This is a genomic window from Fodinibius sp. GM21 (assembly GCF_058386955.1).
The window spans coordinates 264,309-289,453 of sequence record NZ_JBYEIQ010000002.1; the positions used below are offsets into that span (position 1 = coordinate 264,309).

At 42.1% G+C, this 25,145-nt stretch carries 25 protein-coding genes and 1 tRNA gene; 14 read left to right on the top strand and 12 right to left on the bottom strand.

Going from position 1 to position 25,145, the window contains the following annotated elements:
- Nucleotides 1-96: 96 nt before the first annotated feature.
- Genes ACT3IB_RS05055 through ACT3IB_RS05065 form a run of 3 tightly spaced genes read right to left on the bottom strand, consistent with a single transcriptional unit; the run spans nt 97 to nt 2,684 of the window.
- The gene (locus ACT3IB_RS05055; RefSeq protein ID WP_491537919.1) at nt 97-2,229 is read right to left on the bottom strand and encodes a hypothetical protein; all 2,133 of its coding nucleotides are present in this window, start codon (nt 2,227-2,229) and stop codon (nt 97-99) included.
- Complete coding sequence (locus tag ACT3IB_RS05060; RefSeq protein WP_491537920.1) at nt 2,162-2,437, bottom strand: hypothetical protein; 276 nt, start codon at nt 2,435-2,437, stop codon at nt 2,162-2,164. Before ACT3IB_RS05060 ends, ACT3IB_RS05055 begins: the two co-directional genes overlap by 68 nt.
- A gap of 13 nt (nt 2,438-2,450) precedes the next feature.
- The gene (locus tag ACT3IB_RS05065) at nt 2,451-2,684 is read right to left on the bottom strand and encodes a hypothetical protein (RefSeq protein ID WP_491537921.1); all 234 of its coding nucleotides are present in this window, start codon (nt 2,682-2,684) and stop codon (nt 2,451-2,453) included.
- A gap of 263 nt (nt 2,685-2,947) precedes the next feature.
- Between ACT3IB_RS05065 and ACT3IB_RS05070 the strand changes: the two genes are divergently transcribed.
- Nucleotides 2,948-3,361: a hypothetical protein gene (locus ACT3IB_RS05070; RefSeq protein WP_491537922.1), complete on the top strand. Its 414-nt coding sequence runs from the start codon at nt 2,948-2,950 to the stop codon at nt 3,359-3,361.
- A 154-nt stretch (nt 3,362-3,515) separates the two neighbouring features.
- On the opposite strand, the gene ACT3IB_RS05075 is transcribed toward ACT3IB_RS05070, so the two are convergent.
- The 4 genes from ACT3IB_RS05075 to ACT3IB_RS05090 all read right to left on the bottom strand — a co-directional run bounded on the left by ACT3IB_RS05075 (nt 3,516) and on the right by ACT3IB_RS05090 (nt 6,247).
- Nucleotides 3,516-3,791: a hypothetical protein gene (locus tag ACT3IB_RS05075; RefSeq protein WP_310681623.1), complete on the bottom strand. Its 276-nt coding sequence runs from the start codon at nt 3,789-3,791 to the stop codon at nt 3,516-3,518.
- A gap of 209 nt (nt 3,792-4,000) precedes the next feature.
- The gene (locus ACT3IB_RS05080; protein WP_491537923.1) at nt 4,001-4,831 is read right to left on the bottom strand and encodes a hypothetical protein; all 831 of its coding nucleotides are present in this window, start codon (nt 4,829-4,831) and stop codon (nt 4,001-4,003) included.
- Entirely contained in the window at nt 4,821-5,990 is a 1,170-nt protein-coding gene (locus tag ACT3IB_RS05085) for a tyrosine-type recombinase/integrase (protein WP_491537924.1), read from the bottom strand. The genes ACT3IB_RS05080 and ACT3IB_RS05085 overlap by 11 nt, the downstream gene beginning before the upstream one ends.
- A 183-nt stretch (nt 5,991-6,173) precedes the next feature.
- Nucleotides 6,174-6,247 (bottom strand) — tRNA-Arg (locus ACT3IB_RS05090).
- Nucleotides 6,248-6,512: 265 nt separating this feature from the next.
- Between ACT3IB_RS05090 and ACT3IB_RS05095 the strand changes: the two genes are divergently transcribed.
- Nucleotides 6,513-7,673 (top strand): PQQ-dependent sugar dehydrogenase, encoded by a 1,161-nt coding sequence (locus ACT3IB_RS05095; RefSeq protein WP_491537925.1) that lies wholly within the window; start codon nt 6,513-6,515, stop codon nt 7,671-7,673.
- Nucleotides 7,674-7,760: 87 nt separating this feature from the next.
- Here ACT3IB_RS05095 and ACT3IB_RS05100 read toward each other — a convergent pair whose 3' ends face one another.
- A complete protein-coding gene (locus tag ACT3IB_RS05100; protein ID WP_491537926.1) occupies nt 7,761-8,756 on the bottom strand; it encodes a hypothetical protein in 996 nt (331 codons plus the stop codon).
- A gap of 239 nt (nt 8,757-8,995) precedes the next feature.
- Here ACT3IB_RS05100 and ACT3IB_RS05105 point away from each other — a divergent pair, with 239 nt between their 5' ends.
- The gene (locus ACT3IB_RS05105) at nt 8,996-9,844 is read left to right on the top strand and encodes a dienelactone hydrolase family protein (RefSeq protein WP_491537927.1); all 849 of its coding nucleotides are present in this window, start codon (nt 8,996-8,998) and stop codon (nt 9,842-9,844) included.
- Between the two features lie 61 nt (nt 9,845-9,905).
- Here ACT3IB_RS05105 and ACT3IB_RS05110 read toward each other — a convergent pair whose 3' ends face one another.
- Nucleotides 9,906-10,511, bottom strand: coding sequence for a nitroreductase family protein (locus ACT3IB_RS05110; RefSeq protein WP_491537928.1), 606 nt, complete (start codon nt 10,509-10,511; stop codon nt 9,906-9,908).
- Between the two features lie 141 nt (nt 10,512-10,652).
- Here ACT3IB_RS05110 and ACT3IB_RS05115 point away from each other — a divergent pair, with 141 nt between their 5' ends.
- Both ACT3IB_RS05115 and ACT3IB_RS05120 read left to right on the top strand, forming a co-directional pair.
- Nucleotides 10,653-11,324, top strand: coding sequence for an FAD-binding oxidoreductase (locus tag ACT3IB_RS05115; protein ID WP_491537929.1), 672 nt, complete (start codon nt 10,653-10,655; stop codon nt 11,322-11,324).
- Between the two features lie 100 nt (nt 11,325-11,424).
- Nucleotides 11,425-11,823, top strand: coding sequence for a hypothetical protein (locus tag ACT3IB_RS05120; protein WP_491537930.1), 399 nt, complete (start codon nt 11,425-11,427; stop codon nt 11,821-11,823).
- A gap of 121 nt (nt 11,824-11,944) precedes the next feature.
- On the opposite strand, the gene queA is transcribed toward ACT3IB_RS05120, so the two are convergent.
- On the bottom strand, nt 11,945-12,946 hold the full coding sequence (gene queA / locus ACT3IB_RS05125) for a tRNA preQ1(34) S-adenosylmethionine ribosyltransferase-isomerase QueA (RefSeq protein ID WP_491537931.1): 1,002 nt from the start codon (nt 12,944-12,946) through the stop codon (nt 11,945-11,947).
- Between the two features lie 128 nt (nt 12,947-13,074).
- Complete coding sequence (gene dinB, locus ACT3IB_RS05130) at nt 13,075-14,163, bottom strand: DNA polymerase IV (protein WP_491537932.1); 1,089 nt, start codon at nt 14,161-14,163, stop codon at nt 13,075-13,077.
- Nucleotides 14,164-14,296: 133 nt separating this feature from the next.
- On the opposite strand from dinB, the gene ACT3IB_RS05135 reads away from it, so the two are divergent.
- From ACT3IB_RS05135 to ACT3IB_RS05155, 5 genes are all read left to right on the top strand, one after another.
- Entirely contained in the window at nt 14,297-14,560 is a 264-nt protein-coding gene (locus ACT3IB_RS05135) for a hypothetical protein (RefSeq protein ID WP_491537933.1), read from the top strand.
- A gap of 214 nt (nt 14,561-14,774) precedes the next feature.
- Nucleotides 14,775-15,509 carry a hypothetical protein gene (locus ACT3IB_RS05140; RefSeq protein ID WP_491537934.1) on the top strand — a complete coding sequence of 245 codons (735 nt, stop codon included), beginning with the start codon at nt 14,775-14,777 and terminating at the stop codon, nt 15,507-15,509.
- Between the two features lie 103 nt (nt 15,510-15,612).
- Nucleotides 15,613-16,140 carry a 2'-5' RNA ligase family protein gene (locus ACT3IB_RS05145; protein ID WP_491537935.1) on the top strand — a complete coding sequence of 176 codons (528 nt, stop codon included), beginning with the start codon at nt 15,613-15,615 and terminating at the stop codon, nt 16,138-16,140.
- 92 nt (nt 16,141-16,232) lie between these two features.
- A complete protein-coding gene (locus tag ACT3IB_RS05150; protein WP_491537936.1) occupies nt 16,233-17,636 on the top strand; it encodes a Glu/Leu/Phe/Val family dehydrogenase in 1,404 nt (467 codons plus the stop codon).
- Nucleotides 17,637-17,765: 129 nt separating this feature from the next.
- Nucleotides 17,766-19,256 carry a sodium/proline symporter gene (locus ACT3IB_RS05155; RefSeq protein WP_491537937.1) on the top strand — a complete coding sequence of 497 codons (1,491 nt, stop codon included), beginning with the start codon at nt 17,766-17,768 and terminating at the stop codon, nt 19,254-19,256.
- Between the two features lie 9 nt (nt 19,257-19,265).
- Here the strand turns inward: ACT3IB_RS05155 and ACT3IB_RS05160 are convergent, their stop codons facing one another.
- Nucleotides 19,266-20,903 (bottom strand): hypothetical protein, encoded by a 1,638-nt coding sequence (locus ACT3IB_RS05160; RefSeq protein ID WP_491537938.1) that lies wholly within the window; start codon nt 20,901-20,903, stop codon nt 19,266-19,268.
- A 282-nt stretch (nt 20,904-21,185) separates the two neighbouring features.
- Between ACT3IB_RS05160 and ACT3IB_RS05165 the strand changes: the two genes are divergently transcribed.
- The 4 genes from ACT3IB_RS05165 (at nt 21,186) to ACT3IB_RS05180 (ending at nt 25,067) form a co-directional block, all read left to right on the top strand.
- The gene (locus ACT3IB_RS05165; protein WP_491537939.1) at nt 21,186-21,782 is read left to right on the top strand and encodes a penicillin-binding protein activator LpoB; all 597 of its coding nucleotides are present in this window, start codon (nt 21,186-21,188) and stop codon (nt 21,780-21,782) included.
- 133 nt (nt 21,783-21,915) lie between these two features.
- On the top strand, nt 21,916-23,253 hold the full coding sequence (locus ACT3IB_RS05170) for a COG3014 family protein (protein WP_491537940.1): 1,338 nt from the start codon (nt 21,916-21,918) through the stop codon (nt 23,251-23,253).
- Nucleotides 23,254-23,275: 22 nt separating this feature from the next.
- Nucleotides 23,276-24,325 (top strand): LPP20 family lipoprotein, encoded by a 1,050-nt coding sequence (locus ACT3IB_RS05175; protein WP_491537941.1) that lies wholly within the window; start codon nt 23,276-23,278, stop codon nt 24,323-24,325.
- A gap of 151 nt (nt 24,326-24,476) precedes the next feature.
- A complete protein-coding gene (locus ACT3IB_RS05180; protein ID WP_491537942.1) occupies nt 24,477-25,067 on the top strand; it encodes an LPP20 family lipoprotein in 591 nt (196 codons plus the stop codon).
- The last annotated feature ends 78 nt before the right edge of the window (nt 25,068-25,145 follow it).

Here is a 25,145-nt window from a genome sequence, read left to right on the forward strand (position 1 = left end):
CTTACAGGGTGTTGTATGGGGAAGAAATCGAACTTCTAAGAAAATAAGACGGTGTTTTAAAATTCTTAGAAAATCATAGATTTCTCCTGTTTTCCCCTAAAATGGTGGTGAGCTATCACCGGCGTTTGTCTGGTATTCGGTGTCCGGCTGGCGGCTTTGCTCTTCCAGCATGATGTTCGCCTCCTCCCGCTTGCCAAAGGCGCGCAGCCAGGTTGGCGTTAGATGTTTGCGGGGAATATGGTAGCCATGTCGGCTTTCTTTGACGGTACCCTTCACCGGATCTTCGTAGCTGTAATAATTGGTTTTGGCTTTTCCGTGCAGGTCCAATGCTTCAATTTCTTCTCGGATAACATCCTGGCTGATATACTCCCGGCCTTTGTTATAGTTGGTGTAGGCATCCCAAATACCGCTCCAGTACATGACCAGCCCATCTTTCGTATTCCAGCCGTAGTATCGTTTCGGTAGCTCCCCATTATCATTCATGATCTCAATACTGGCCAGGAACTGCTGAAGTGGGGTTTGGTGTACTTCGCGTTCTGCGGAATTAGCTAAAAATTCCACACCGTAGCGGAATATTTCGGTGGATACGCGCGAATCCCGTAGTAGGTTCTGCATCTCCTGGAGGTCCTCTTCACTTACCTTGGACGTTCCATTTTCTTGGGCTGACTGGCCAACAAATTCCGCGAACTGGACATCACCGGGCCGACATACAAATAGATCCACCGTAATAAGGGCCGCCATATTTTCTATTTGACGGTCTTTGATTTGGAAACGAACGCCTTCCTGGTCACTTCGTCGACCCAATTCCTGTTCCACGGCTTCCGTAAGCAGGCGCTTGGTCCAGAGTAGCTCACTTTTGAACAGCTCGCGATTGAAATCATTAAACTTGTACAGCAGAGATAGAAAGAGCCGTTGCATCTCTTTTTTGTGGTTATCAAACCACCAAAGATTATCCACCGAACCACGTTTGTCTTTGGCGTATTCGATCATAATACACCGTGATCGAAAGTGGTCCTCGGTGGGTTTGTAGTTGGAGATAAACATCAGCTGCGAACGCACCGGGCTCCAGGCGTTTTTGGTCCGATCGTGGGAGGCGCTTACGCCACGTTGTCTCAATTCGTACCACATGTTAAATACTTGTGGCGTGATCTTGCCTTTCCCAGGCACAAACTCATCCATAATGACCGGAATCTTGCTGTGGTTGGCTAGCTTGTTTTCGGCGGACTTGAGCGTAGGATTCGAATCTACGTCGGTGAAGGATTGGCCAAAGAAATTGAGCATGATTTGAGACAGTTGTCCCTTACCGGTTGAAGGTTCTCCAAATAGGTATAGAAACACGACATGTTTAAACACATCGTAGATCTCGTCAAAAAACAGAAAGGAAAGCATATAAGAGAAGATGAGATATCCTTCCGCCTTTTTCTCGGGCTGTTGTCCGGCGATAAGCTCTCCAAATTTGTCTCGCACGGTATCGATAAAGTACTGGAGCTCTTTCCCAGTAAACAGATGATGTTCTTCATCGCTGTAAAAGCCATCTGTGGGCGAAGGAAGATCTAACAACGGGGCGGGTTCAATGCGTCCGGGTTTCACGTAAAAGGTAGTGTCGGCAGCTACCATGGGAAACAGGCCAGAATCTCGGTCGGGCGCTATCATGTATTGGGGCTCCCGAAGGTGATCGTCCGGAATATTAATTAAGGCGTTGCGCGTTAGATAAAAGGTGTAGCCATGGTGCTCGATAAATCCGTAGTAATTGAACTCATAGACCGTCTGTGGCTGCCACCGGTTGCACAGGAAGCTCATAAAGAAGAGGATTTCATCATCAGACTTAAAGCGAGCCGATTGATAGGAATGCTTAAAAATCTGAATCTGAAATGCTTTCTTGGACAGCAGGTCTTCCGGCTCCAGTACAAAGAGTTCGCTCTGTATAAGTTTCCGGGTTTCTGGGGTCAGCCAGCTCACCTGGCATTCGTAGAGCGTAGAATCCCATTTCAGTGTTTCGGGATTATAGCGGATGATCTTGGAATGTATTTCGATATCGAAGGTGCCGATCCGGCGACTGGTGCCATCGGTTTCATTGCGATACCAACCAAAATCCAGGGGATCGGAGCTGTCGACATATTCGAACGGTTCATTTTGAGAATTAGATACTGCTGGCCCGTAGTCATCGGGTTGTTGCCGGTTGTTTAGCGACAGTAGTGTTAAGGACTCTTCCCGGGTGTTGCTGCTCATTTATTTGTCGTTGAGAAATTAAAATTTTGTGTTCACTTACATGGTTGAGTTCATAGAGATTGTCTCCATATCCGTAAATCACCCAGAGGTCGTAACCTTCTACGATCTGTGTTTCGATCATGCGGACGATTTCTTTACGTTTGTTGCCATCGCTGTCTATGAACTGGATGGTATCCCCAAGGGTATAGCGCGTATGTATTTTGGCCATAGGTTGCGATTGGTTAAAGGGTTAGTCGAATGCCTTTGATCTTACAAAGAGCTCCCATGGGGAGATCAAATTTCTTGTTGAGAATGAGGGTAAGAACCTGCTCCGAAATCCCTAATGCTCGTTCCATTTTACACAAGCGATGATCCGAAATGTAGTATGGTTTTTTGAACCACTGTCGGAAGGTGTTTAGCTTTATATCAGGAAACAGAATTTTGCGAAAATCATCATAGGTATCATATTGCTCCATTATTTGGCCTTTTATGACGGCTAGGCGTAGCCGGTTAATTTCATGTTTTGTTATTGGTCCGTTCACAATTGTACTTCTGTCTTTTAAAATTAAAGGGTAAGTAGTATAATCGGATGGTTACACGTAAACATTACCGTTACCTACAGGGCTAAAGTAGTGATGTGATAACAACGAAACAATTAAAAATGATGTGATCATAACTTAAAAAGAAAGGGACATTACGTTAACCACATCAAAACCAATAGGATAGGAAAAGAGGAATTTTGGAAAAAAAATCTGGCGAAATATTACAAGATAATGTCCGGTACCTGCTGGAAGAGTATTACGATGGAAATGTGTCTGAAATGCAGCGGGAGACGGGCGTAAATCGGTCTGTAATTTCAGAGATAAAAAATGGAGGGAAGACAGAAGTAAACAGCTCCACGCTAATACGGTTTGCACAATCAGGGATAAATCTTAATTGGCTACTAACGGGAGAGGGCGCACCATTTACCGTTAATGAAATGGCCGATATTAGCGAAGAGCTGAAAGAAAAACAGTTGCTTGATAACCGCATGAAAGAGATTAAGAAGCTTGTAAGTGATATCGAAGATCAGCTATCCGAGCAACCGCACCTGCGGCTTGATCCGGATGTTCAGAGCGCACTTCTTGAACTACTGAAGAAAGCTGTTCGATAAGAGTAAGTACTTTCTTTTTACTGTTGATCTGTTTTGTATTGGGTACCCGTAATGTTGGTTGACTGGTATTGAGCATAGGTCACTCCTACTTGATTTATTTTTTAGTTACAAAAATAAATATATACAAGAGTATTTTAGTGATGATTTGTTACACTTATGGCAAAAATATTTTTTCTATGACTTTGCGCTCAAAATATTTTCGGCGTGTTCCAAACCGGTGAAATGGTACAAAGTTTTTGTCTTCAGGAGGCAGGTTGCTTCTATTGAGTATGCTGCGATGATGTAATCCAATTAGAGCTTCAACTTCTTTCGCTGTCATGAACTTTGATTTGTCAGGTTCTGCGTTCAGCTTGTTAAGAATGGTATCTAATTTGGCGTCGAGGATGGCGATGGTAGCCATTAAATTTTCTTTGGGGTCGGGAGAATTCATAGATGATATCTTTGGGGTTGCAAAAATTTTATGGCGCTAAAGAAAAGGCAATCCCTAATTAAAAACACTTCCAAGAAAAAACAGATTTTGAAAATCAACAGGGTATTTAAGTACTGAAAATCAAAATCTGTAATTCTACCTGAAATAGCAGGCTCTATGTAACAGAAAGATAGTTTTGTTCATACAGATTTCAACCTGTTTTATGAAAACTATCTGTTTTTCAGAGTGGATTTGATCCGGTGTTTGAGAATGGACTTGTAAGTTTTTGGATTTACGAGATAGGTAGGCGAATTCAGAACTTCGTATTTCCCTGCTGCTTCTTTTACAAGTTCATCAATTGGTTGTTGAGCTTTCACTTTATTGATATGTCCATTGGAGCTGTCAATAAGGAAATCATTGATTAATTCATCCAAATTATCAACTAAAACCTTAAAGGTATATTTGCCGTGCAAGCCAATACGGATCTCTAAGAATGAAATAGCATCATCGAGGCAACCGAATTGCCCAATGGTTCGAAGCTTACCTTCCAAACGGTTCATGGTATCTTTTGAGCAATTATAGATGCGGGCCATTCTACATCTCCAGGGAGCATGGTCCAGATTAAGAACACCTTCTCCATACTCATTAAAAAGATTCTCCAGGATCCCGGAGAAGTGGGCATTGTTAATTTTAGCACCACTGAAATCCAAATCTAAGGTTTTCTTCCGGTTTATTTTCTGCTCCGAGAATTCAATAACGCCCCGGCCAAGATTTATTAAATGCTCTTGGTATAGTTTTCTAACGGCTAAGATAAACTCCGGGCGAAAGGTCTCGGCTGTTCTACCGGCGAAATTTTTAAGGCAGAGTTGAAGTTGCCTGCGATATTGATTGGTCTCTTTCAGGTATGCTATGGCTGTGATACTGGTAGCCTGATAGCGTTTAATATCTGATTCAAAGTTTAAATCATTGGAGAGTTTGGAAAACCGATCAGCAGTAAGCTTAAGTAGCAAATCTCTCTTTGATAAGGCGTCAAACCTTGTAGCCGGTATCTTATGCTTCATTAAGGTAATTCATTTTACCATTTCGGTTTGCAGAACGCATTAGATCTTTTGCCACCAAGTGAACATAGCGATTGGTAACTTCAAGACTTTTATGGCCAAGCATATTTTTTACTTCTATGACATTAAAACCAATGCGCAATAAATAAGTCGCACAAGAGTGGCGGAGGCCGTGAAAGTTAATAGTATCCTTTAGATCGGCTTCCTCAGTGGCATAGAATTTAAAACGTTTGGAGACATTATCCCCGGTCATTGCAATTTCTCGATCAGGCGTTGATTTTGGACTCGGGAAAACTAATCCTTTTTTAGGATTGCCCATAAGTTTTTTCCAGGCAATTAAACGCCAATATAAAGTCTCAAAAATTGGAATAGTACGTTCAGAACCGTTTTTAGTATCCGTAACTCTAATAAATCCCTCTTTAAGGTTGATATGTTCCCACCGCAATTGGATGATTTCTTTACGTCTCATACCAGTATAAAAAGCCAGTGTGATTAGCGGTTTAAACCAAAGCTGCATCTGATCTGAGGATTGAATAGCACGAGCCTTTTTGTGTTTTAACTGATACTCTCGAAATTTTTTAAAAATTAAATCAAGGTCATCCTCTTCAATAATCTTATCGACGAGATTATCTCGTACCTTAGGCAAGGCAATTTTATCACAGGGATTGGTTTCTATGTATTCTTCTGCTACCAGCCAGTTGAAGAATACTTTCAAGTGTTTTAGGTAATTCTTTTTTGAAGCATTGGCTAAATCATCTCGCAGGCAAAAAGCACGAATATCATCAGCATCAATTCTTGTGACGGGCATTGTATAGCCTACTCCTTCCATAAATTGACGTATGATGTACTTATAAGTTTTCTTGGTTTTAGCAGTTACGTTTGTCTTTTCTCTTAAAAATTTCTTTTGAAGTTCATTTAAGATGGGGCTTACTACAGAAGTGCCTTTCAACTCCTGCATCTTTTCGTACTCCTGAAGATTCCAATTATCATCGAATGGATTTATCTCACCAGCTTCATAGAGCTTTTCGTACTGGAGTTTCTTTTGTTCGGCTATCTTCTTGTACTTGGTACCAAGAGCATAGGCTCTTTGAATGAGTTCGCCATCAACCCGCGTGGCAAAAACGATAGAGTAGTAGTTATTTCGTTTTCTTAGACTGGCCATATTTTTTCATATGAGTAGTTGAGGTTGGAGAGTAATGTAACATCATATGTAACATCAGTCCAGTAAAATATGTATGAATTATGAAAATATTTCATGCAGAAGGGGTACAAAGATGGGCCAAATACAAACAAAAAACCCCGCCTATAATTAAATAAGCGGGGTTTATGTGCTGTTTTAGAGGTGTACGCCCGGAAGGATTCGAACCCTCAGCCTTCTGATCCGAAGTCAGACGCTCTATCCAGTTGAGCTACGGGCGCAGGTCGTTTTAAAAGGATTCTAAATATCCCGCTTTGCATTACAAATTACAACCGAAAATCCTGCCCTTTCAGCGGAGGTTATAACTACTTCCGGTGAGGTTTACGTCAGCATTTGATTGGCTATTTGGTATAAAAATATTACATGATTAATAGCTAAGTATAATATTCATAACTTTTTACGTGCATAATTGGCAATTATCGAACGAATGGTGTTAATTATTTATTCGTATTTATATCACCATAAAGGGAATAGACAGAAATTATTATGAGCAAGAAAATGCATAAGTATCTCACAATATTTGTAGCTGTGGTATTTTTAACTGCCTGCAATGCGACCTCCGAAAATGAACCGGAGGCTGAGGACGAGCAGGGTCAGAACATGGAGAATCCGGAATACACCATGGAAACCATTACCAATGAGATAGATGTGCCATGGGGTATGGACTGGCTGCCTGATGGAGATATGTTAATTACGGCTCGGAGCGGTAATCTATGGATCTATAGTAATGGAAGTTTGGCTGATGAACCAATAGTCGGGGTCCCCGAAGTTTGGGCCCGCAGCCAGGGTGGATTGCTCGACGTACAAGCGCACCCCAACTATGAGGAAAATGGCTGGATTTATCTTACTTATTCCAGTCCTGAAGGCGGTGAGGGTGCAAATACCGCATTGATGCGAGCGAAACTTAATGATGACCGTACGGCTCTCACAGATAAAGAGGTGTTGTATAAGGCGGAACCCAACAGTTCGCGAGGACAGCACTTTGGTAGTCGCATAGTGTTTGATAACGAAGGGCATGTTTTCTTTGGAATTGGTGATAGGGGCAACCGCGACGTCAATCCCCAGGATGTTACACGTGATGCCGGAAAAATCTATCGATTGAATGATGATGGCAGCATCCCACAAGATAATCCTTTTGTGGGTCAAGAAGGATTGGATGCTGTATTTGCTTACGGTATTCGCAATCCGCAAGGGATGGATCTGCATCCGGAAACGGGAGAGCTCTGGGAACACGAGCACGGCCCGCGCGGTGGAGACGAAATCAACATTATAAAAGCAGGAAATAATTACGGATGGCCGGAAATTAGTTTTGGTATTAATTATGATGGAACTTCTTTTACCGATGATACGGCTAAGGCCGGTATGGAACAGCCGGAATGGTACTGGGATCCGTCTATTGCTCCCTCTGGAATGACATTTGTAACCAGCGATAAATTTCCAGAATGGAAAGGTGATCTACTTGTAGGGTCTCTAAAGTTTGGTTATGTGATGCATGTTGATTTAGAAGACGGAAAGGTTGTTGGTGAAGAAAAGATCTTCGAAGATGCCGGGCGCGTACGCGATGTTCGTCAGGGTCCCGATGGTAATATCTATATTGCTACAGAGACTGAAAACGGCATCTTGCGTGTTTCTCCTGCAACGGAATAAGCAATTACTGGGAAGTACTTATTGGTAAAATTAATGGCGCAAGTGTAAAGACTTGCGCCTTTATAATTGTGACGGGAAAAGAAATGGTTACTCCTGTTCTACTTTTTGCTTATCTAAATTATCGACTTCCTCTACGGGATTCAGGTTAAGGTAATCGACCAGTTCTTCCTGCATATCATCGCGAATGCGTTCCGGATGGGTAATTTTCGTATAGAATACCGTAAAGTAAATGACTTTGATTGCTGTTACAGTGCGTTCAAACACATTGCTGAAAAGTTTTCCAATCCAGAATGCAAAAATGATGGGGACAAAAGTAAAGGCCGCATCTTCCCCGTTAAAATCAATAGTAGTAGCGGGGAGTATTTCACTTCCAAAATACCCAAGTGCAGCGGAGATAATAAACAGGATGATGTAGGCAGGAACGGTTACCTGGCGGACAACCTTTCCCAAGAAGTCAATTCCAAAAATACCGACCAACGATTCCGGTACTCGATCCTTTAGCTTTTTCATTTCTTTAATGGCGGTAGTAATATCCAACCTATCAACCGCCACCGAAGGCAGTAGGTAATGGTTTGCCAAATCCCAGACTTCTTCAAGTCCGGAAATAAAAAGGCGGATTAGCATCTTCACAATCCCGCCTCCGGTATACTTACTTTTATTAACGAGACTCATCAAAATGTCAATCCCGGCAATTTTTCGTATATGCCATTTTAATTCTTTGCTGGCAACGGTGGCCCCTTTGTAGGATGGATCATTGCCTATAACCGTCTCATAGACAATCCAGCTCATGCGCATCTCTTGTTTGTTGTCATAAAAATGCTTGTACAAAAAGAACAGGAAGGCCAAAAAGAAAGATAGTAATCCATAGCCCGGATGCTCGTACTGCCATAAAAAGAGACCGCCAAAAAAGAAGGTGACCATAATGAAATGGTAAATGGTCATGCGAGCCCACGGCTTGATGATATCTTTGTCTTTGCCCACAATGGTAAGTGTGCTCTTGGCAAGCTCCCCTACCGATTTAAGCCGTTTTGTATATGGCAGTGAATCAAATGATTGATTAGCCTTTTTGAAATCAAAACTCATACATACCACGATATTTAATTAATAATTTAGTTCTCTTGACTTGCGGAGAGGAAATCTCATTAGCAGGCTCCTAATAATTTAGATCATTGTACTCATTAAATGGTAGCTCCTCAATCTATTTCTTAGGTATGCCTTTTAGGAAAGCCTTTCCCGGCACTAGGTAGTAAATACGAAATTATGCAACTTTTTGGCTCAAATTTTGATTTAAAGAATATAATCGCAATAAAAAAGAGGAGATTATGCATCAGTTATGGCGAGTATTTTTTGTGTTGGGATTGACGTTACTGTTAGCAGCATGCAGTGATAGTCCGAAAGAAGATTTTCTGGATCGAATGGATCGGGAGCACGAAGGGGACGCTCCTATTGAAAATGCGGCCCAAAATCTGAAACAATCGGCGGAGGTGTCGGGTGAAGAAGTGCAGTATGCTACCGTGGGTGGACAAGAAATTTCGGGGTATTTGGCCAAGCCGGAAGGCGCAGCGAATAGGCCCGGAATCATTGTAATTCACGAATGGTGGGGATTAAATGACAATATTCGAATGATGGCTGATAAGCTGGCAGGTGAAGGATATACAGCACTGGCAGTAGATTTATATAAAGGAAAAGTGGCGGAATCTCCCGATAGCGCCGGAACGTATGCTCGTTCTGTGAATGATGAAGAAGCTCTTGATAACTTGACTCAGGCATACGCTTATCTAAATGAAAAGCAGGCAGCAGAAAATATAGGAGTGATCGGCTGGTGCTTTGGTGGGGCATGGTCGCTGAATACGGCACTGGCACATCCCCAAAAAATTGATGCCACAGTTATTTATTACGGCCGATTGGTAACCGATACTGAAAAGCTAAAAACGTTAGAGATGCCTGTGTTGGGTATATTTGGTGAAGAAGATGGTGGGATTCCACCCCAGAAGGTTAAGGAATTTGAGTCTGCTCTCAATGAGGTAGGTGTGGAGAATTCTATCCATATTTATGAAGGAGCGGGCCATGCGTTCGCGAATCCATCTGGGACGCGATATGTTGAAGAAGCCGCTGAAGATGCATGGCAAAAGACGGTTCGTTTTATAGAGCAGAACTTAAAAGCAGAATAGATAATAAAAGCTGCTGATCAGAGATGATCAGCAGCTTATAAAAATAAGTATTACTAATTATCTATTCTTCCCATTCGCCGTCAAAGACAATCTCATCCAGGTCTTTTCGAATGCGCGGTGAGGTTTCCTGCTTCTGCATTTTCTCATTTAGTGAATCGGGCTGTCCTTTATAACCTATCGCAAACATCGTCATCGGTTTAAAATCTGCGGATATATCATACACCTCACGAGCTTTTTCAGGCAATATTCCGGCCATTTGATGTACATATAAATCGTTTTTGGTGGCTTCGAAAGTCAGCTGAGCAATAGCCTGTCCCAAATCATGTCCGGCATGAGGATTTTCTCTGCCATCCAAATCAAAGGTTGTTTTGGTGAGGGCTAATACCAGCACCGGGGCATCCGTAGCCCAACTTTGATTGAACTCATTCATGACGGAAGCGAGTTGTTCGTACGCTTCCTTATCATCTTTGCGGGCTACGATAAAGCGCCAGGGTTGTTCGTTATAAGATGATGGAGCCCAGCGTGCGGCCTCAAATAGTTGATTGAGCAGTTCGTTATCAATTAACTTCTCGGAAAATGCCCGGGGACTCCATCTTTTCTGAAGAAGTTCATGAATAGGGTATTCTGTATCTGCTAATTTTACGGGTTGTTCGTGTGTGGTTTGCATACAGTTCGCTTATTCTTTGCAGTTAATTTAATGTTGAAATACTTAACAGGTTGCCACCCTTATTAATTCCGATACATTTTTGAATGGTTGACCGTTAAAAAGCATTTCTTTAGTAAATATTAATCAGAAAAAATAAGAGCAATGAGTCACAAAGTTGAGATTCTAAACATTGTAAGAATTACCCACGATGTAAGAGCATATACTTTCGAAAAGCCCGATGGTTATTCTTTTAGACCGGGACAGGCTACGGAGGTGGCTATCGACAAAGAGGGATGGCGTGACGAGAAGCGACCATTTACCTTTACAAATCTGCAGGATGATGATAACCTTGAGTTTGTGATTAAGAGTTACCCGGATCATAATGGTGTAACAGAACAAATTGGTCAGCTTGAGGAGGGCGATCAATTTATCATTGACGACGCCTGGGGGACGATTGAGTATACGGGCGAAGGTGTTTTTCTGGCGGGAGGTGCCGGAGTAACGCCCTTTATTGCTATTTTTCGTGATTTGTATGCAAAAAACAAGATTGGTTCAAATACGCTGATTTTTTCGAATAAGACGGATGACGATATCATCCTAGAGGATGAGTTTGAAGCAATGCTGGGAGATCAGTTTGTCAATGTGATTACAGATAAACCCACCGATGAGCATATTTATTTGGATGGGTTTATCGATAAAGCATTTTTGGCTGATCAGATTGACGATTTTGACCAATCTTTTTATGTATGTGGGCCTCCGGCTTTTAATGATGGGATGATTAAATACCTGAAAGAGCTAGGTGCAAATCCCGAAGCTTTGGTTTTCGAGGCATAATACTATATCAGACCTTTTTTTGAGTTCTGGAAGATAAACGATATCCTCTCATCACCTGTTAAACATATGCAGTAATTTTTAAAACAAAGGTATAATAAACATGAAGTTAGTCGACGCTGACGGAAACGAATTAACAAGTAAAGAAAATGTAGATGCCAAAGAGCTGGAAAAGCAGATGTCCAAAAAGATTGAGACTCTGCTCGAGCCGGTAATGAACAAGATTAAGCTTTCCGGCGCGCAGGTTCCACAAGAACAATTGATGCAGTTGAGCTCTGCCGCTCAGCAGATGTTGCACAACCGGATGATCTACAACCTGCTGAAAAAAGTCGGAATCGAAGATCTGGACCAAGTGCTATCCGAAGATGATGTTGAAGAGCTTTCAACATCACTTAAGAACCAGGTTAAGATGGTTGACGGCGACGAAGCACAAAATGCTCAGGAGCAAATGAAGCAGAAAATGAAGGAGATGCAGCAACAGCAGCAAAATCCGGATAGCTAAATTTATGACTTGTGTCATCTTGAACTTGTTTCAGGGTCTCAGATGATTTTAAATGCTGAACTAATTTCAGCATGACATGTCATTATTGTTGTTCAATTACTGAATCGTTTGTTGGACATCTTTATAAAATCAGCATGGCATCGCCAAAGGAGTAGAAACGGTACTTCTCATCGATGGCGTGCTGATATATTTTTTTCATCTCATCGTGACCGGTGAAGGCTGCTACCAGCATCAAAAGGGTGCTTTTAGGCAGATGAAAATTGGTAATAAGTGCATCAGTCCCCTTGAATTCAAAGCCGGGACGGATAAAGATGTCCGTATCCATTTTTGTGGAGGTAAACTCATCATGTTCTCGCAGGGCCGATTCCAATACTCGAACGCTGGTGGTGCCCACGGCGGTAATATGTTCGGCATTATTTAATTGTTTGGCTGTATCTCCTGTGATCTTAAACCACTCTGAGTGCATGGTATGTTCCGCGATGCTGTCGGCTTTGACCGGGGCAAAGGTTCCAAGACCTACGTGCAGGGTTACCTCGGCTTGCTCTATACCTTTCTCCTGAATTTTAGAAAGTAGCTCATCGGTAAAATGAAGTCCAGCAGTAGGGGCGGCTTTGCTACCCAAATCATCCGCGTAAACAGTTTGGTACTTTTCTGATAGCGATTCGTTTTGCTCAATATAGGGTGGGAACGGGGTGTGCTTATATTGGTCATATACTTGATGATCGAGTGAAGGATTCATTTTGAGGGTTCGTAATCCTTCGTCATCAATATCCAATACTTCAGCAGAGATGGTATCGGTCAGCTCTACTGTCCGCCCTTTTTTGAACTTTTTCCCCGGACGAACCATCGCCTGTACGGTAGTATTATTGGCTGTATCGAGAATAAAGATTTCTCTGCTTCCGTCGTCAAAAAGAAGTCGGCATTTTTCCACTTTGCTGTTGTTGACTACAAGTGTGGTCTCGCGAGGCAGATAATCCAAAATATTATAAAATCGGTCATCAGTGATGGTATCAGATTCACGATCGTAGACAAGCAAGCGGGAATGGTCGCGGGGGTCCGCCGGCTTTTGGGCGATAAACTCATCGGGCAGTTCGTAATCGAAATCGGAAAGAGTATAGCTCATTAAAAAGTAGTGTTTACCGCAGACAAGTGCGGATTGGTACGATTTATTTTTGCTGCTAAAGATAAGGAAAATTAATGGGGATCAAGAGTAGAAGTAAGTATATAGGTATCTCTTGTGCAGATGTTTGGCTATTCCTCAAAAGGGATTTCCAGCTGCTTGAAATGGCCTTTTTCATTCAAGTTCAAATTCGAAAGCGTAATGCCGAGCAGGCGTACCTTCCGTTCGCCTACTTTGGTTTCTTCGAGCAGCGAAATGGCGGTACGGGCTATATCTTCGGCATCATTAATGTAGTGACTAAAAGAAGTGCTGCGGGTGATAGTTTCAAAATCATCGTACCGTATCTTAAGCGTTACGGTTTTACCGGCAGCATTTTTGTCTTTCATACTTTGAGAAATTTTCTCGGACAATTCTCGCAAAAAGTTATTGATCCACCCCAAGTCGTCGACATCTTCGGAAAAGGTACGTTCTTTTCCTATCGATTTGCGGATACGGTGGGTCTTTACCTGCCTGTTATCAATGCCTCGAACAATGCGATAGTAATACCGGCCGGTTTTGCCGAATTCATTAACCAGATCAATTTCCGACCATTCCTTTAAATCTTTGCCCCTATAAATACCCAACGATTTCATTTTGGACTCGGTAGCCTCTCCTATTCCATAGAATTCGCCTATCTCGAGTTTCTCTAAAAACTCCTGGGCATCCTCGGGCAGAATCACGGAAAGTCCGTCGGGTTTATTCAAGTCGGAGGCTACTTTGGCCAAGAACTTATTATGTGCTACCCCCGCTGATGCGGTAAGTCGAGTCTTTTCTTTGATACGCTTTCGAATCTCTTTTGCAATAAGTGTAGCCGACGGCAGGTTAATGTGATTCTCAGTAACATCAAGGTAAGCCTCGTCGAGCGAGAGCGGTTCAACAAGGTCTGTGAACTCAAAGAAAATCTCCCTGATCTGTTGCGATACTTTTCTGTAGACCTCAAAGCGGGGTTTTACAAAAATGGCATGTGGACATAAGCGAACAGCTTTAGCTGCAGGCATGGCCGAATGGACTCCAAACTTTCGAACTTCGTAACTGGCCGCAGCAACAACTCCGCGTCCTTCGGGGGAGCCTCCCACAATGACGGGCTTGCCGCGATATTCAGGAAAATCGCGCTGTTCAACGGATGCATAAAAGGCATCCATATCAATATGGATAATTTTGCGGATATTTGGTTCAGGCATTGAACAACAATTGAGAGAATGCTAGATAATATACGGTACAAGTATAAATCTATGGTAAAAAAATCGGTTCCAAAATCGGTTAAAAAAGTATATTTTTTGTGCAAATCATTTTGAAAATAAAATTTATGACGGAATGGAAGAATTAAATGGGACCATGATTTTCTGGCTAATTTCTGTTGGATTAGTAGCCGGAGCACTTACCAAGGTAAGTATTTGGAAACAAGGCGTTGAGCTTGTGCCTAATCTTATTGCGGGGGTTATTGGGGCAGTAGTTATTGGAAGCGTAGCCGTAATGGTTAGCATGCCGGGAAGCCTGGTCTTTGGTTTTTTAGGAAGCGTGGCCGTGCTTTTTATAATGAATGTTTTTTATTTGCAATCCGATGAAGAACACGCTTAAAATTTTAGTACAGTTTTGAAAAAAAGAGCGCATCAGGGTGTTATTTTTGGGATAGATTGTATTCTTATCCAAAATTTATTTAATTAGCAGCAGGGATTGTGATGAGTTGTACTGGGGTTCTGGTTTCGACCAGGACCCTTTTTTATTTTGAGATGATGTAACTTCTGTTTTTACCGGTCGTGCAAAAAGGGGAACTAAAGCTATATCATGGCACATGGATACAGAACAGACCACATCTTTTAATCAGCTTAAAGAGTTGAATGATCAGTTCGACCGGCAGTTGCAAGCGCTCGAGAGAAATCAGCCGCGCAACTCCTCACTATCGTGGAAAAAGGTACTGCTGAAAGTATTGCTGGGAATAATAGCTTTAGTCCTCCCCTTTTTGCTGCTAGTCAGAGCTTCGGTATTTATATACGAAAACTATCAAACCAATGGATGGTTGGCGCTCTCGATCGGATGTTTGACTACCATAGTATTATTGTTGCTTTATGGAGGTTATTTTGTGTATAAATTTGGGATGGGCAAAAAAGCCATTAAATACATCTTCCGAGGGGTTTTAGTGCTGGTGATAGCGTATTCTTTTTATGGGATGTTATATTATTCGAGCCTGAATACGAAGACAGAAGAAATACGTTCCTATTATCGATCGCTGCATCCCATAATGCGGGTAGCTTTAACTACGGTAACGCTTGCCGATAGTGATCTGGTTGTCACTGATATACAACGCCGCCCTGAAGACTATCACCGAATGGGACTCTCAGAAAACGAGCACTCCCTGCATTATGTACAGCCCAGCGGCTATGTGCATGCCGTTGATTTACGCACCAAGGGCCGGGCATGGTGGAAAAACTGGATGTTTGAGCATTCCTTCAAGCTATTGGGGTTATCAACGATTCGCCATGTAGGTACCGCTGACCATTTGCATGTTTACCTGCCGTTAAATAAATAAGAAGTATCTTATATTTGTTGGTACTGTTTACAAATAGCTGGGTTACTATGTATTTTACAAGTGAACGAAAACTAAATTTTGTTGAGGGGTAAATAGTTTAGTTATGGAAAAGTCTGAAACATATTCGCTATGGCTAGAACCAACGGGCGATATAGCCTATAAACTACAAGAGCGTATAAAACAGCTCAGCAAAAAATTTGATACGCCCTTATTTTCACCCCATGTAACGATCCTTGGGGGATTGACGGCGTCGAAAACGGAGCTTGAAGCACTAACAGATACCCTGGCCTCATCAGTAACTCCATTTGAATTAAAACTTACGAAGGCTGGTTACCTAAATACTTTTTACCAAGCCCTATTTATCCATGTGGAGCAGAATGAAGGACTCACCCACCTGCATGACAATGCGTGTCGTTTATTTGATTGTCCCGAAGAGTACGAAAATGAATATATGCCTCATCTAAGTTTGCTGTATGGTGATTTGACCCAACAGCAAAAAGAAAAAATACTCAACAATATCGGTCGTGAATTTTATATCCGCTTTACTGCAAAGAAAGTGGTTTTAATGCATACCGATGGGGAGCCTGAGCAGTGGAAGAAAGTTCATACGGCAATGTTTAAGCAGGGGTAATAAATGTTGACACTCTGTAATAATATTGCGATTGTCGATCTAATGTGTTGCCAAGATTTTTGAAATATTACATCAGTTAAACAAACTATTTTATGACCGACTATAAATTTTTTGCTCAGGTAAATAAGGCATTTGATTTAGCAGCCAAATATTCTGAATTCGATCAGGGGCTGCTTGATCAAATTAAAATCTGTAATAACGTTTATCATATTACCTTTCCACTTGAACGCGATGACGGTACTATCGAAGTTATTCACGGGTGGCGGGTCGAGCACAGCCATCACAAATTGCCAACCAAGGGAGGAATTCGTTTTAGCACTACGGTAAATGAAGATGAAACGATGGCTCTGGCAGCACTTATGACCTACAAGTGTGCCGTTGTTGATGTTCCCTTTGGAGGTGCCAAAGGAGGTATTAAGATTGATAAATCCAGATTTTCGGATGAGGAACTTGAACGTATCACCCGTCGCTATACCTATGAGTTGATTAAGAAGGACTTTTTAGGGCCGGGTTCGGACGTACCGGCCCCGGATTATGGGACCGGCGCTCGTGAAATGGGGTGGATTTTAGATACGTACCGGCAGTTAAAGTCTGATATTAATGCCGAGGCATGCGTTACGGGAAAACCGATTCCCCAGGGCGGTGTACGTGGACGTACCGAAGCTACTGGTCGAGGCGTATATTTTGGGATACGAGAGGCTTGTAAGAATAAAGAAGACATGGAAGATCTCGGATTAGAGCGTGGACTGGAAGGTAAAACCTTTGTTATTCAGGGGCTTGGAAATGTGGGTTATCATGCCGCTCAAAATATGATACAGGGCGGCGCCATTTTGGTTGGCGTAGCAGAAATTGAAGGTTCCATCTATGACGCTGAAGGGATCGACCTTGAGCGATTGATGGAGTATCGTGAGGATACCGGGTCCATTTTAGGGTTTGGGGATACCAAAGAGCTTGAAAGTAATACGGCAGTCTTAGAAGCGGAGTGTGATATCTTGATACCGGCTGCACTCGAAAACCAGATAAATGAAAAGAATGCCGCTGATATTCAGGCAAAAATCATCGGTGAAGCCGCTAACGGACCAACAACAGCCAAGGCTCACAATATCTTAAAAGAAAAGGGAGCTCTTATAATACCTGACAGCTACCTCAATGCAGGCGGGGTAACCGTGTCCTATTTTGAGTGGTTGAAAAACCTTTCTCACGTTCGCTTTGGACGCATGGAAAAGCGGTTTGAGGAGAGCAGTTATCGAAAAATCTTGAATGTCATCGAAAATATTTCCGACCGCACATTTTCAGAAGCGGAAATGGGAGTGTTGGCTCAAGGTGCAGATGAGAAAGACTTGGTTGATTCCGGGCTCGAAGAAACAATGATCAATTCCTATATCGAGCTAAATGAACTGCGAAAAAAACATGATATCGATCTTCGTACGGCGGCCTTTTTAAGCGCAATTAATAAAGTTGGAATTATCTATAACCAGATGGGCATTTTCCCATGATCTAATAATTGATTCAGCAATTGTAACTGTCATCAGCTATGATTTCCTTTTATCTGGTTATGTTTTTGATGCCACTGTTGATCATTGGATTGGCAGTGGTCCTTTCTTTGCGCGTAAAATTCCGTGACAATGGATGAAACACAGGTTATCTCGATAGCAGTAGATGAATATGCCGTTGGAGCATTTATCGGCTATCTCTTGCTGCTTGTTGGGATAGGAATATATTCATCCCGCTTTTCATCGGAGGGTATCAGTGAGTTTTTTATAGGGGGGCGCCAGATAAATCGGTTCGTGGTGGCTTTATCAGCAGTGGTATCCGGACGTAGCGCTTGGCTTCTTGTGGGGGTAACAGGCATGGCCTATGCACAAGGTGCTTCAGCAGTGTGGGCTGTGATGGGATATGTAATCATTGAGCTTTTTCTTTTTCTGTATTATGCCCGAAGGCTTCGGAATTTTTCGGAGACGTATAACTGTATAACGGTACCCGACTTTTTTGCAGAGCGATTCAACGACAAAAATGGCTATCTGCGCATCGCGCTGGTTGTGATATTCCTGATTTTTATGGTCAGTTATGTTTCGGCACAATTTGTGGCGGGCGGTAAAGCTTTTGCCTCCAGTTTTGGGCTTACGCAAACCAACGGCATCATCCTTACCGCAATTATTATCATGGGATATACAGTGTTGGGTGGTTTTTTGGCCGTAAGCCTTACCGACATGTTCCAGGCTATTTTCATGATTTTTGCACTGGTAGTGCTCCCCTTTATTGCTATTTGGGATGCTGGTGGGTTGCCCCAGGTATTATCACAGTTAAATAGTATGGAAACCGGATTTGTAGATCCGCTGGCAATTGGTTTTGGAGGACTTCTTGGATTCCTGGGTATTGGACTTGGATCACCCGGGAATCCACACATTCTTTCTCGTTATATGTCCATTGACGATCCCAAGCAATTGCGATGGTCAGCGGTTGTGGGTACAATATGGAATGTTTTGATGGGATGGGGCGCCATATTTATTGGCCTGGCAGGCAGGGCTTATTTTCCGGAGGTAGAACTGTTGCCGGTTGCCGATACCGAAAACCTTTATCCGGCCCTGGCGCAAGAGCACTTGCATCCCATTATTTTTGGAGTTGTTGTGGCCTCTATCTTTGCGGCCATTATGTCTACGGCAGATTCGCAACTTCTGGTAGCGGCATCAGCGGTGGTTCGGGATTTGTATGACAAAATTATCAGAAAAAGACAGCAGATTACCCAACAGAAGCTGGTACTTTATAGCCGAATTATTGTAGTTGTACTTGTAGCCATAGCCTTGATCTTCAGTTTGGTTGCTCAGGAGCTGGTGTTTTGGCTGGTATTGTTTGCCTGGGCAGGGTTGGGAGCAGCAGTTGGACCTACCTCTATTCTTGCTCTTTATTGGAAAGGAACAACCCGGAAGGGGGTTTTTGCGGGATTAATTACTGGAACGGTGGTAACTATAGTGTGGTACAATATCCCTGTGTTGAAAGATAATTTGTATGAATTAATACCAGCTTTTCTGCTCAGTTTTCTGGCAACATGGATCGTCAGTAAGCTTACTCAAAGGCCGGATAATATTGAAGAGGCCTTTGTGGAATTTGAAAAGTAAGTATCTGCCCTACAGATCAAATACCTCAGAAGGTTGCATATTGCGATAATCCGGCATAATCATCCCGGCATCGGCCCCAAAGTAAGTGGGATCCGAAACGTAGTAGCGTTTTCCATTATAAGTAATAGGATCGTTAATACGTTGGCCGCTGGGTTCTTCATCAGGAAAATGAACGGCAAGGGTTAAGTGTCCCGGATAACGTACTACGACATAGTCAAGATTGGTAAGCTGATCAAGTAAATATCCAAGCATAATAGCACGGTCATCACAGTCCGATGCCGGATAGTAGAGCGTTTCAACGGGGAACATTTTTTTCTCATCATTAAACTGTTCGGTATCAGTTTGATACTCAAAAGAGCGCTGTGTAAAACGAAGCAACAGGTTAACCTGCTCGATGGTGGATTTGCCCTTGATCAGAGATTTTAGTGATTTGACTAACTGGGAATGCGTTTCATCATTGTCTATTTGACTGCCAAAATAGAGTTCCAAGTCAGCTTGAGGATAATTTCTAAAGTAGTTTACGGTCTGGACATCTATCGGTAGGCTGACTGAATAGGTGGAATCCCGGAAGGTGAATTTGAGATTTCTTTGCTCCTTCTTTTGCTGCAAGGTGGGAAATCTTTCAAAAAGTAAATTGATCGGTCGTGCTTCTTTTTTTGCATGACTGCCTTTATAGGTATAAAATCGTTCCGGAAGTTTTGGATGATCGCCCCCTAATTGGATGTCATAATACGTTGCCCCATTCATGGTTAATGACTTCCGAAAAACATGCGGCGAGGTTTTAACCAGAAGGTGAACCTTATGGTTTTTATAAGCTACCTTGGTGCCAAAACCGGATTGGGTTAACATAAACCATGTGAACAACGTCGCCTCATTGGTCTTTGGCCCATAAATCTGTGTGCCCATGTTATGCAGCAGTTGCGCATACCCAAAGTCATTTAGCGACAGTTGCTCCCGGACTTGCTGAATTTGTTTCAGAAAGGAAGGATAATCTTTTGTACTTAGGTGCTTCCAAAATTCTGCAATAGCTTTACGGGTTACCGGTTTTTCTAATTGTTTTTCATAGGCAGTGTAATATTTATAGTTGATTTGAATTCCGAAGTATTGCAGCTCTCTGGAGTGAATATTTGCGTTTTTGATCTTCGGATCGAAGTCGGTTGTAATGCCTTGGGAGGGGGTAAAAGATTCGGACTTCACAGCAATCTCCCGATCTGTTTCGTTTTTTATTGGATTCTCTTTCTTGGGCTCAGAAGTATTTTTTTTAATTTGCTTTTGAGGTTGATCTTTTTCCGGCGATTGCTGAACCCCTTTGGGTTGTTGACCTTGGATATTTGGATCGGTTTCATGCTCAGGTTTTGGAGGATTGGGATCCTGAGAATTGGGTTTGTCGACAACAGGCAGCTGCTTGGGTTTTGGTTCTTCATAGAATTCAGAGCTTAGCTCCGACGCAAAATCTCCCCACTCTTGTTGGAGCATCTCATAGAACTCTTTGTCATACTCATTTTGAAACTCCCGGAACTCTTTAAGGTAATTTTCTTTCCACTCTTCAAAATCTTGAGCTTGTCCGATATTATATGTGATGCCCAAAATCATAACTAAGGCAGCTAAAATGCGAAAGAAGGTGTTTTTAATATTATCCTGAACCATAAGTAACCACTCGGGTTAGATGAATTATTTTGATAAATGGTAACCTCAAAGTATGAGAGATACAAACATTTCAGGAATAGTTGAATATCCTGATTCGATTCAAATAGTTAAACGACTTTTGTTTAAGACAACATAAAATGAGGGATGCTGTAAAAAAATAATGGTTGGAATTTTGTAAAAAATGAGATTAGGATTTGAAATGTTAGACGAAAAATAGCAAGTTCGGAGATGATTAAATAAAACGGGGACAAATCTCATAAGGATATATAAGAGAGTCGACCTATGACCTTTACCAGACTTTTTTTGACAACGATAATTACAGCATTTCTTTTTTGGGGATGCAGTCCATCACAAACTGTTCAAAGAGTGGATCCCGGATCCCAGTCAGATTTGTCAGGGAATTGGAATGACACTGATGCCCGTATGGTGGCAGAAGATATGACCTCTGATATTCTTTCTGCTGCATGGTTACAGAATGTAGAATCACCGGTTTTAATTGTTGGGGATATCAGGAATAATACCACAGAACATATACGTACGGATATTTTTGTTAAAGAAATTGAGCGGGCGATTGTTAACAGTCAAAAAGTGGAGATTGTAGCAGATCCTGACCAGCGCGGGCAAATTAGGGCTGAGCGCGATGATCAGCAGCAACACGCCTCGTATGAGTCTGCCGCTTCTCTTGCGCAAGAACTTGGGGCCGACTATATGTTGGTTGGTGGTATAGAAGCAAATGTAGACAAGAATTTAGATGGAACAAGGGCCGCCAAGTTTTATACCGTCAATCTTGAATTGATTAACGTTGAATCTAACCGAAAGGCATGGATTGGCAATAAGAAAATCAAGAAGATGATTGAGCGGAGTAAGGTAAAATGGTGAGTATCTACCGTCTATTTTAGTTTCTAAGTTTTGACAGATTTCAGATCTCATTAAAGAATGGGAGGTTACGGCTTTTATATCCAACAGGTTAGGGTTGGAATATTGACCTAATCGGGTAAAGGTTAATTAGCACATGAGGATCAGTTTCATGTTTCGTGGAAAGATTGCCGGTGGATTTATACTCATGGTTTTTGCAGGGCTTGTCGCGGGCTGCGGCTCGCAAAAACTTGTGAATGGTCAAAAGAAGATGCGGATGTATTTCCAAGCCGGTAATTTTGAAAGAGCTGATTCCATTGCCGATAGCCTAAAAGAAAATGAGATCTATGAAGCTAAAGATCGTGTGCTTTACGCCTTGGAAAAGGGGACCATTAATTATTTCAAGGGGGATTATGAAAAGAGCATTGCTTCTTTTACAAATGCCGAAGAATATATCGATCAGTTATTTACCAAAAGTATAAAAGCCGGAGTTGGGGCGTTCATAAGCAACGATACTCAGCTAAACTATAATGGAGAGGTCTACGAGGATGTATATCTCAATGGGTTTAAGAGTCTGGGATATCTGAAAATGAATAACTTTGAGAGTGCTCTGGTTGAGGCTCGGCGTATTGCACAAAAGCTTTCTGAAGCAGAGCAAAAATACAGTGAATACGCAAATGCCATGGCTGAATCTGATACAACGGACAAAGATATAAAATGGGAGGCCGGTACTTCTCGTATTCATGATAGTCCGCTAAGTCATTATCTGGCCGGTGCTCTTTATGCCAAAGCCGGTGAAAAAGATGGGGCACGGATCGAAATGATTAAGTTGAAAAAAGCCATTAATAATCATCAGGCAATGCCCGATTCAAAGCTGAGGCTTGATTCTGCCTTTACAAAGGTGAAGCATCCCAACCGGTATAATACGATGCTTATGGCATTTTGCGGTAATGCTCCTGATAAAGTGGATATGAGTATTAATACGGATTTTAACTTTGATGGGAAAGGCATCAAGATTGCCATTCCCAAACTAAAAATGCGCCCATCAAATGTGGGTATCATTGAAGTAGTAATAAATGATACCATGAGTACAGAGCTAAAGATTATTGAAGAGATGGATAAGGTGGCGCGGGAAACATTTCAAATTAAGAAGCCCATCATTATTGCCCGAGCCGTGATAAGAGGGGTTTTAAAGTCGGTTGCCCAGGAAGGCATTACCGATGCCATTGAAGATGAGTATGGTTCGGTAGCAGGCGATGTAGCCAGTTTTTTGGGGGGAAGAGCCCGGGAGGCTACGGAGCAGGCTGACCTGAGGGGATGGCAGACAATGCCCGGAAAAGTGTACACAAACGTTGTAAAGCTACCTTCCGGGGAGCATGATGTCACTTTCAACTATTATTCAACAGCAGGTGAGTTGCTGTATTCAGAGGCACGCAATATCGAAATAAGTGAGCAGGAGCGTTTAGAACCGGTAGCATCAATTTATTCTAATTAAAAAGTGGATTTCCATCTATTTTATGAAAGTTAATAGTATAAGCCATCAGCTATTTTTATTAGCGGGATTCGTTTTGCTTGTATGTACCTATGGCTGTTCAGCAACAGCTGAAGCTCAAAGCAAGGAATTGCCGGTCTGGATTGATAACCCAGCCAATCAATATAGTGACAACCAATTTTTGATGGCAGTTGGTTCTTCGCCTACAAGAGAAGGAGCTCGGACTCAGGCTCAATCTAATCTAGCGCAAATATTTGTTTCAGAAGTTAAGGTTGATGAGACCTATGTCAATGATTTTCAAGAAATTACAGATTCCGGAGAAGGCACGACGGTACGCGAAAATACCAATTTGGTTACCCGCTCAGAGGTTAATTCGGGGCAACAGATGAGGAATGTAGAAATCAAAGAAATGCATCAGGCAGCAGATGGTACTTTTTATGCTCTTGCTGCAATGGATCGTTTGGAAACAGCTCAATTATATAGCAGGGAAATAGAGAATAATCAGAATGAGATTAACTCCCTTCGCAAAAATGCTGACCAAACCAACAGTAGCTTGGATCGATTAATTTATTTAAAAAAAGCATTAGCAACGTCACGAGTTAATGAAATGTTAATTAATCAGCGAGCTATTCTGTCCGGACAGGAAGCACGGGGCGAAGTAGTCACGCCCAAAATTATGCAAGAATATCGAGAGGCAAAAAAAGCCTGTACTGTAAAATTGATAAAAGATGGGAAGGTGCCGAGGGAGGTTCAATCTGATGTTACCCGAAAGCTGCAAAATGAGGGATTCGAGGTGACCAATACCACGGAGGATCCGGTTATTATAATGACTATTAGCCTCATGATGGATCCCGTTGATCTAAATCGCCCCAAGTATGAATTTATCCAGTGGGCACTGCAAATTGAGGCGCAAAATATGGAAAATGGTCAGTGGTTTGGTACTTATATGGCCGAGGGACGAGAAGGAAGCACGAATGAAAAGTATGCACGTCAGAGGGCAGTCCAAGCAGTACAAGAGACATTATCTTCAGAGTTTGCCGAATTTATAAACAAGGAGTTACTGTCTGTGAAGTAAGCAGGTAATCGCGAAGCTATTCAAATAAATGTGATTTGCTGATAAATTTTTTTAAACTATCACTCCAATAAATGGAATAGGGTTTTGAACAAAAGTTCATCAACATGAACTATTTTAATTACATCATACAATAATATAAACAGGGATTATTATGAAATTACGTATACTACTCATTTTTTTAGCAGCAGGATTTTTAGTTGTGGGTTGCAGCAGCTCGGAGCCGGCATCAGATAATGCAGGAAGCGATTTGCCAAGCTGGTATACCAATCCACCCAGTAGTGACAGTGAATATATCTATGCGATTGGTGAAGGAACATCTACTCGCAGAAGCATGGCCAGGAAGCAGGCACTACAAAATGGAAGGGCAGCACTTACGCTTAAACTTGAGGCAGAAATAAGTGCCATGCAGAAAAACTTTGCTGAAGAAACGACATCAGGAGCAAACAGTAATTACAGTGAAGTATTTACAGATGTATCAAAATCAGTGGGGCAACAAACATTGCGGGGTGTAGATGTTGATAGAAGTAAATTTTATCAGCGAGATAATAACACCAGACATGAAGTGCTTATGTTGGTGCGTTTACCCGTTGGTGAAGCAGCAAATGCCTTGAACGATGCACTTGAAAATACGCTTTCCAAAGATGAAGAGCTTTATACGAAGTTTAAGGCATCAAAGGGCTTTGAGGAAATGATGAGGTCAATTGAAGAAATGAAAAATGGCAGCATGCCATCAGAGCAATAGTGTGGTAAAAAAGAACTGCTAAGGATTAAGATATCTCGACCCGTTTGTCTCGGGTCGGGATATTTTTTTAAAAAAGAG

Excerpts from the sequence above, each read along its gene's own strand:
- ACT3IB_RS05135 (WP_491537933.1), top strand. The coding sequence starts at position 14,297 with ATGGAAGAATTAAATGGGACCATGATTTTCTGGCTAATTTCTGTTGGA.
- ACT3IB_RS05175 (WP_491537941.1), top strand. The coding sequence starts at position 23,276 with ATGAAAGTTAATAGTATAAGCCATCAGCTATTTTTATTAGCGGGATTC.
- ACT3IB_RS05110 (WP_491537928.1), bottom strand. The coding sequence starts at position 10,511 with ATGCAAACCACACACGAACAACCCGTAAAATTAGCAGATACAGAATAC.
- dinB (WP_491537932.1), bottom strand. The coding sequence starts at position 14,163 with ATGCCTGAACCAAATATCCGCAAAATTATCCATATTGATATGGATGCC.
- ACT3IB_RS05160 (WP_491537938.1), bottom strand. The coding sequence starts at position 20,903 with ATGGTTCAGGATAATATTAAAAACACCTTCTTTCGCATTTTAGCTGCC.
- ACT3IB_RS05115 (WP_491537929.1), top strand. The coding sequence starts at position 10,653 with ATGAGTCACAAAGTTGAGATTCTAAACATTGTAAGAATTACCCACGAT.
- ACT3IB_RS05120 (WP_491537930.1), top strand. The coding sequence starts at position 11,425 with ATGAAGTTAGTCGACGCTGACGGAAACGAATTAACAAGTAAAGAAAAT.
- ACT3IB_RS05150 (WP_491537936.1), top strand. The coding sequence starts at position 16,233 with ATGACCGACTATAAATTTTTTGCTCAGGTAAATAAGGCATTTGATTTA.
- ACT3IB_RS05165 (WP_491537939.1), top strand. The coding sequence starts at position 21,186 with ATGACCTTTACCAGACTTTTTTTGACAACGATAATTACAGCATTTCTT.
- ACT3IB_RS05080 (WP_491537923.1), bottom strand. The coding sequence starts at position 4,831 with ATGAAGCATAAGATACCGGCTACAAGGTTTGACGCCTTATCAAAGAGA.
- ACT3IB_RS05085 (WP_491537924.1), bottom strand. The coding sequence starts at position 5,990 with ATGGCCAGTCTAAGAAAACGAAATAACTACTACTCTATCGTTTTTGCC.
- ACT3IB_RS05055 (WP_491537919.1), bottom strand. The coding sequence starts at position 2,229 with ATGAGCAGCAACACCCGGGAAGAGTCCTTAACACTACTGTCGCTAAAC.
- ACT3IB_RS05060 (WP_491537920.1), bottom strand. The coding sequence starts at position 2,437 with ATGGCCAAAATACATACGCGCTATACCCTTGGGGATACCATCCAGTTC.
- ACT3IB_RS05105 (WP_491537927.1), top strand. The coding sequence starts at position 8,996 with ATGCATCAGTTATGGCGAGTATTTTTTGTGTTGGGATTGACGTTACTG.
- ACT3IB_RS05140 (WP_491537934.1), top strand. The coding sequence starts at position 14,775 with ATGGATACAGAACAGACCACATCTTTTAATCAGCTTAAAGAGTTGAAT.
- ACT3IB_RS05100 (WP_491537926.1), bottom strand. The coding sequence starts at position 8,756 with ATGAGTTTTGATTTCAAAAAGGCTAATCAATCATTTGATTCACTGCCA.
- ACT3IB_RS05170 (WP_491537940.1), top strand. The coding sequence starts at position 21,916 with ATGAGGATCAGTTTCATGTTTCGTGGAAAGATTGCCGGTGGATTTATA.
- ACT3IB_RS05075 (WP_310681623.1), bottom strand. The coding sequence starts at position 3,791 with ATGAATTCTCCCGACCCCAAAGAAAATTTAATGGCTACCATCGCCATC.
- ACT3IB_RS05180 (WP_491537942.1), top strand. The coding sequence starts at position 24,477 with ATGAAATTACGTATACTACTCATTTTTTTAGCAGCAGGATTTTTAGTT.
- ACT3IB_RS05065 (WP_491537921.1), bottom strand. The coding sequence starts at position 2,684 with ATGGAGCAATATGATACCTATGATGATTTTCGCAAAATTCTGTTTCCT.
- queA (WP_491537931.1), bottom strand. The coding sequence starts at position 12,946 with ATGAGCTATACTCTTTCCGATTTCGATTACGAACTGCCCGATGAGTTT.
- ACT3IB_RS05155 (WP_491537937.1), top strand. The coding sequence starts at position 17,766 with ATGGATGAAACACAGGTTATCTCGATAGCAGTAGATGAATATGCCGTT.
- ACT3IB_RS05145 (WP_491537935.1), top strand. The coding sequence starts at position 15,613 with ATGGAAAAGTCTGAAACATATTCGCTATGGCTAGAACCAACGGGCGAT.
- ACT3IB_RS05095 (WP_491537925.1), top strand. The coding sequence starts at position 6,513 with ATGAGCAAGAAAATGCATAAGTATCTCACAATATTTGTAGCTGTGGTA.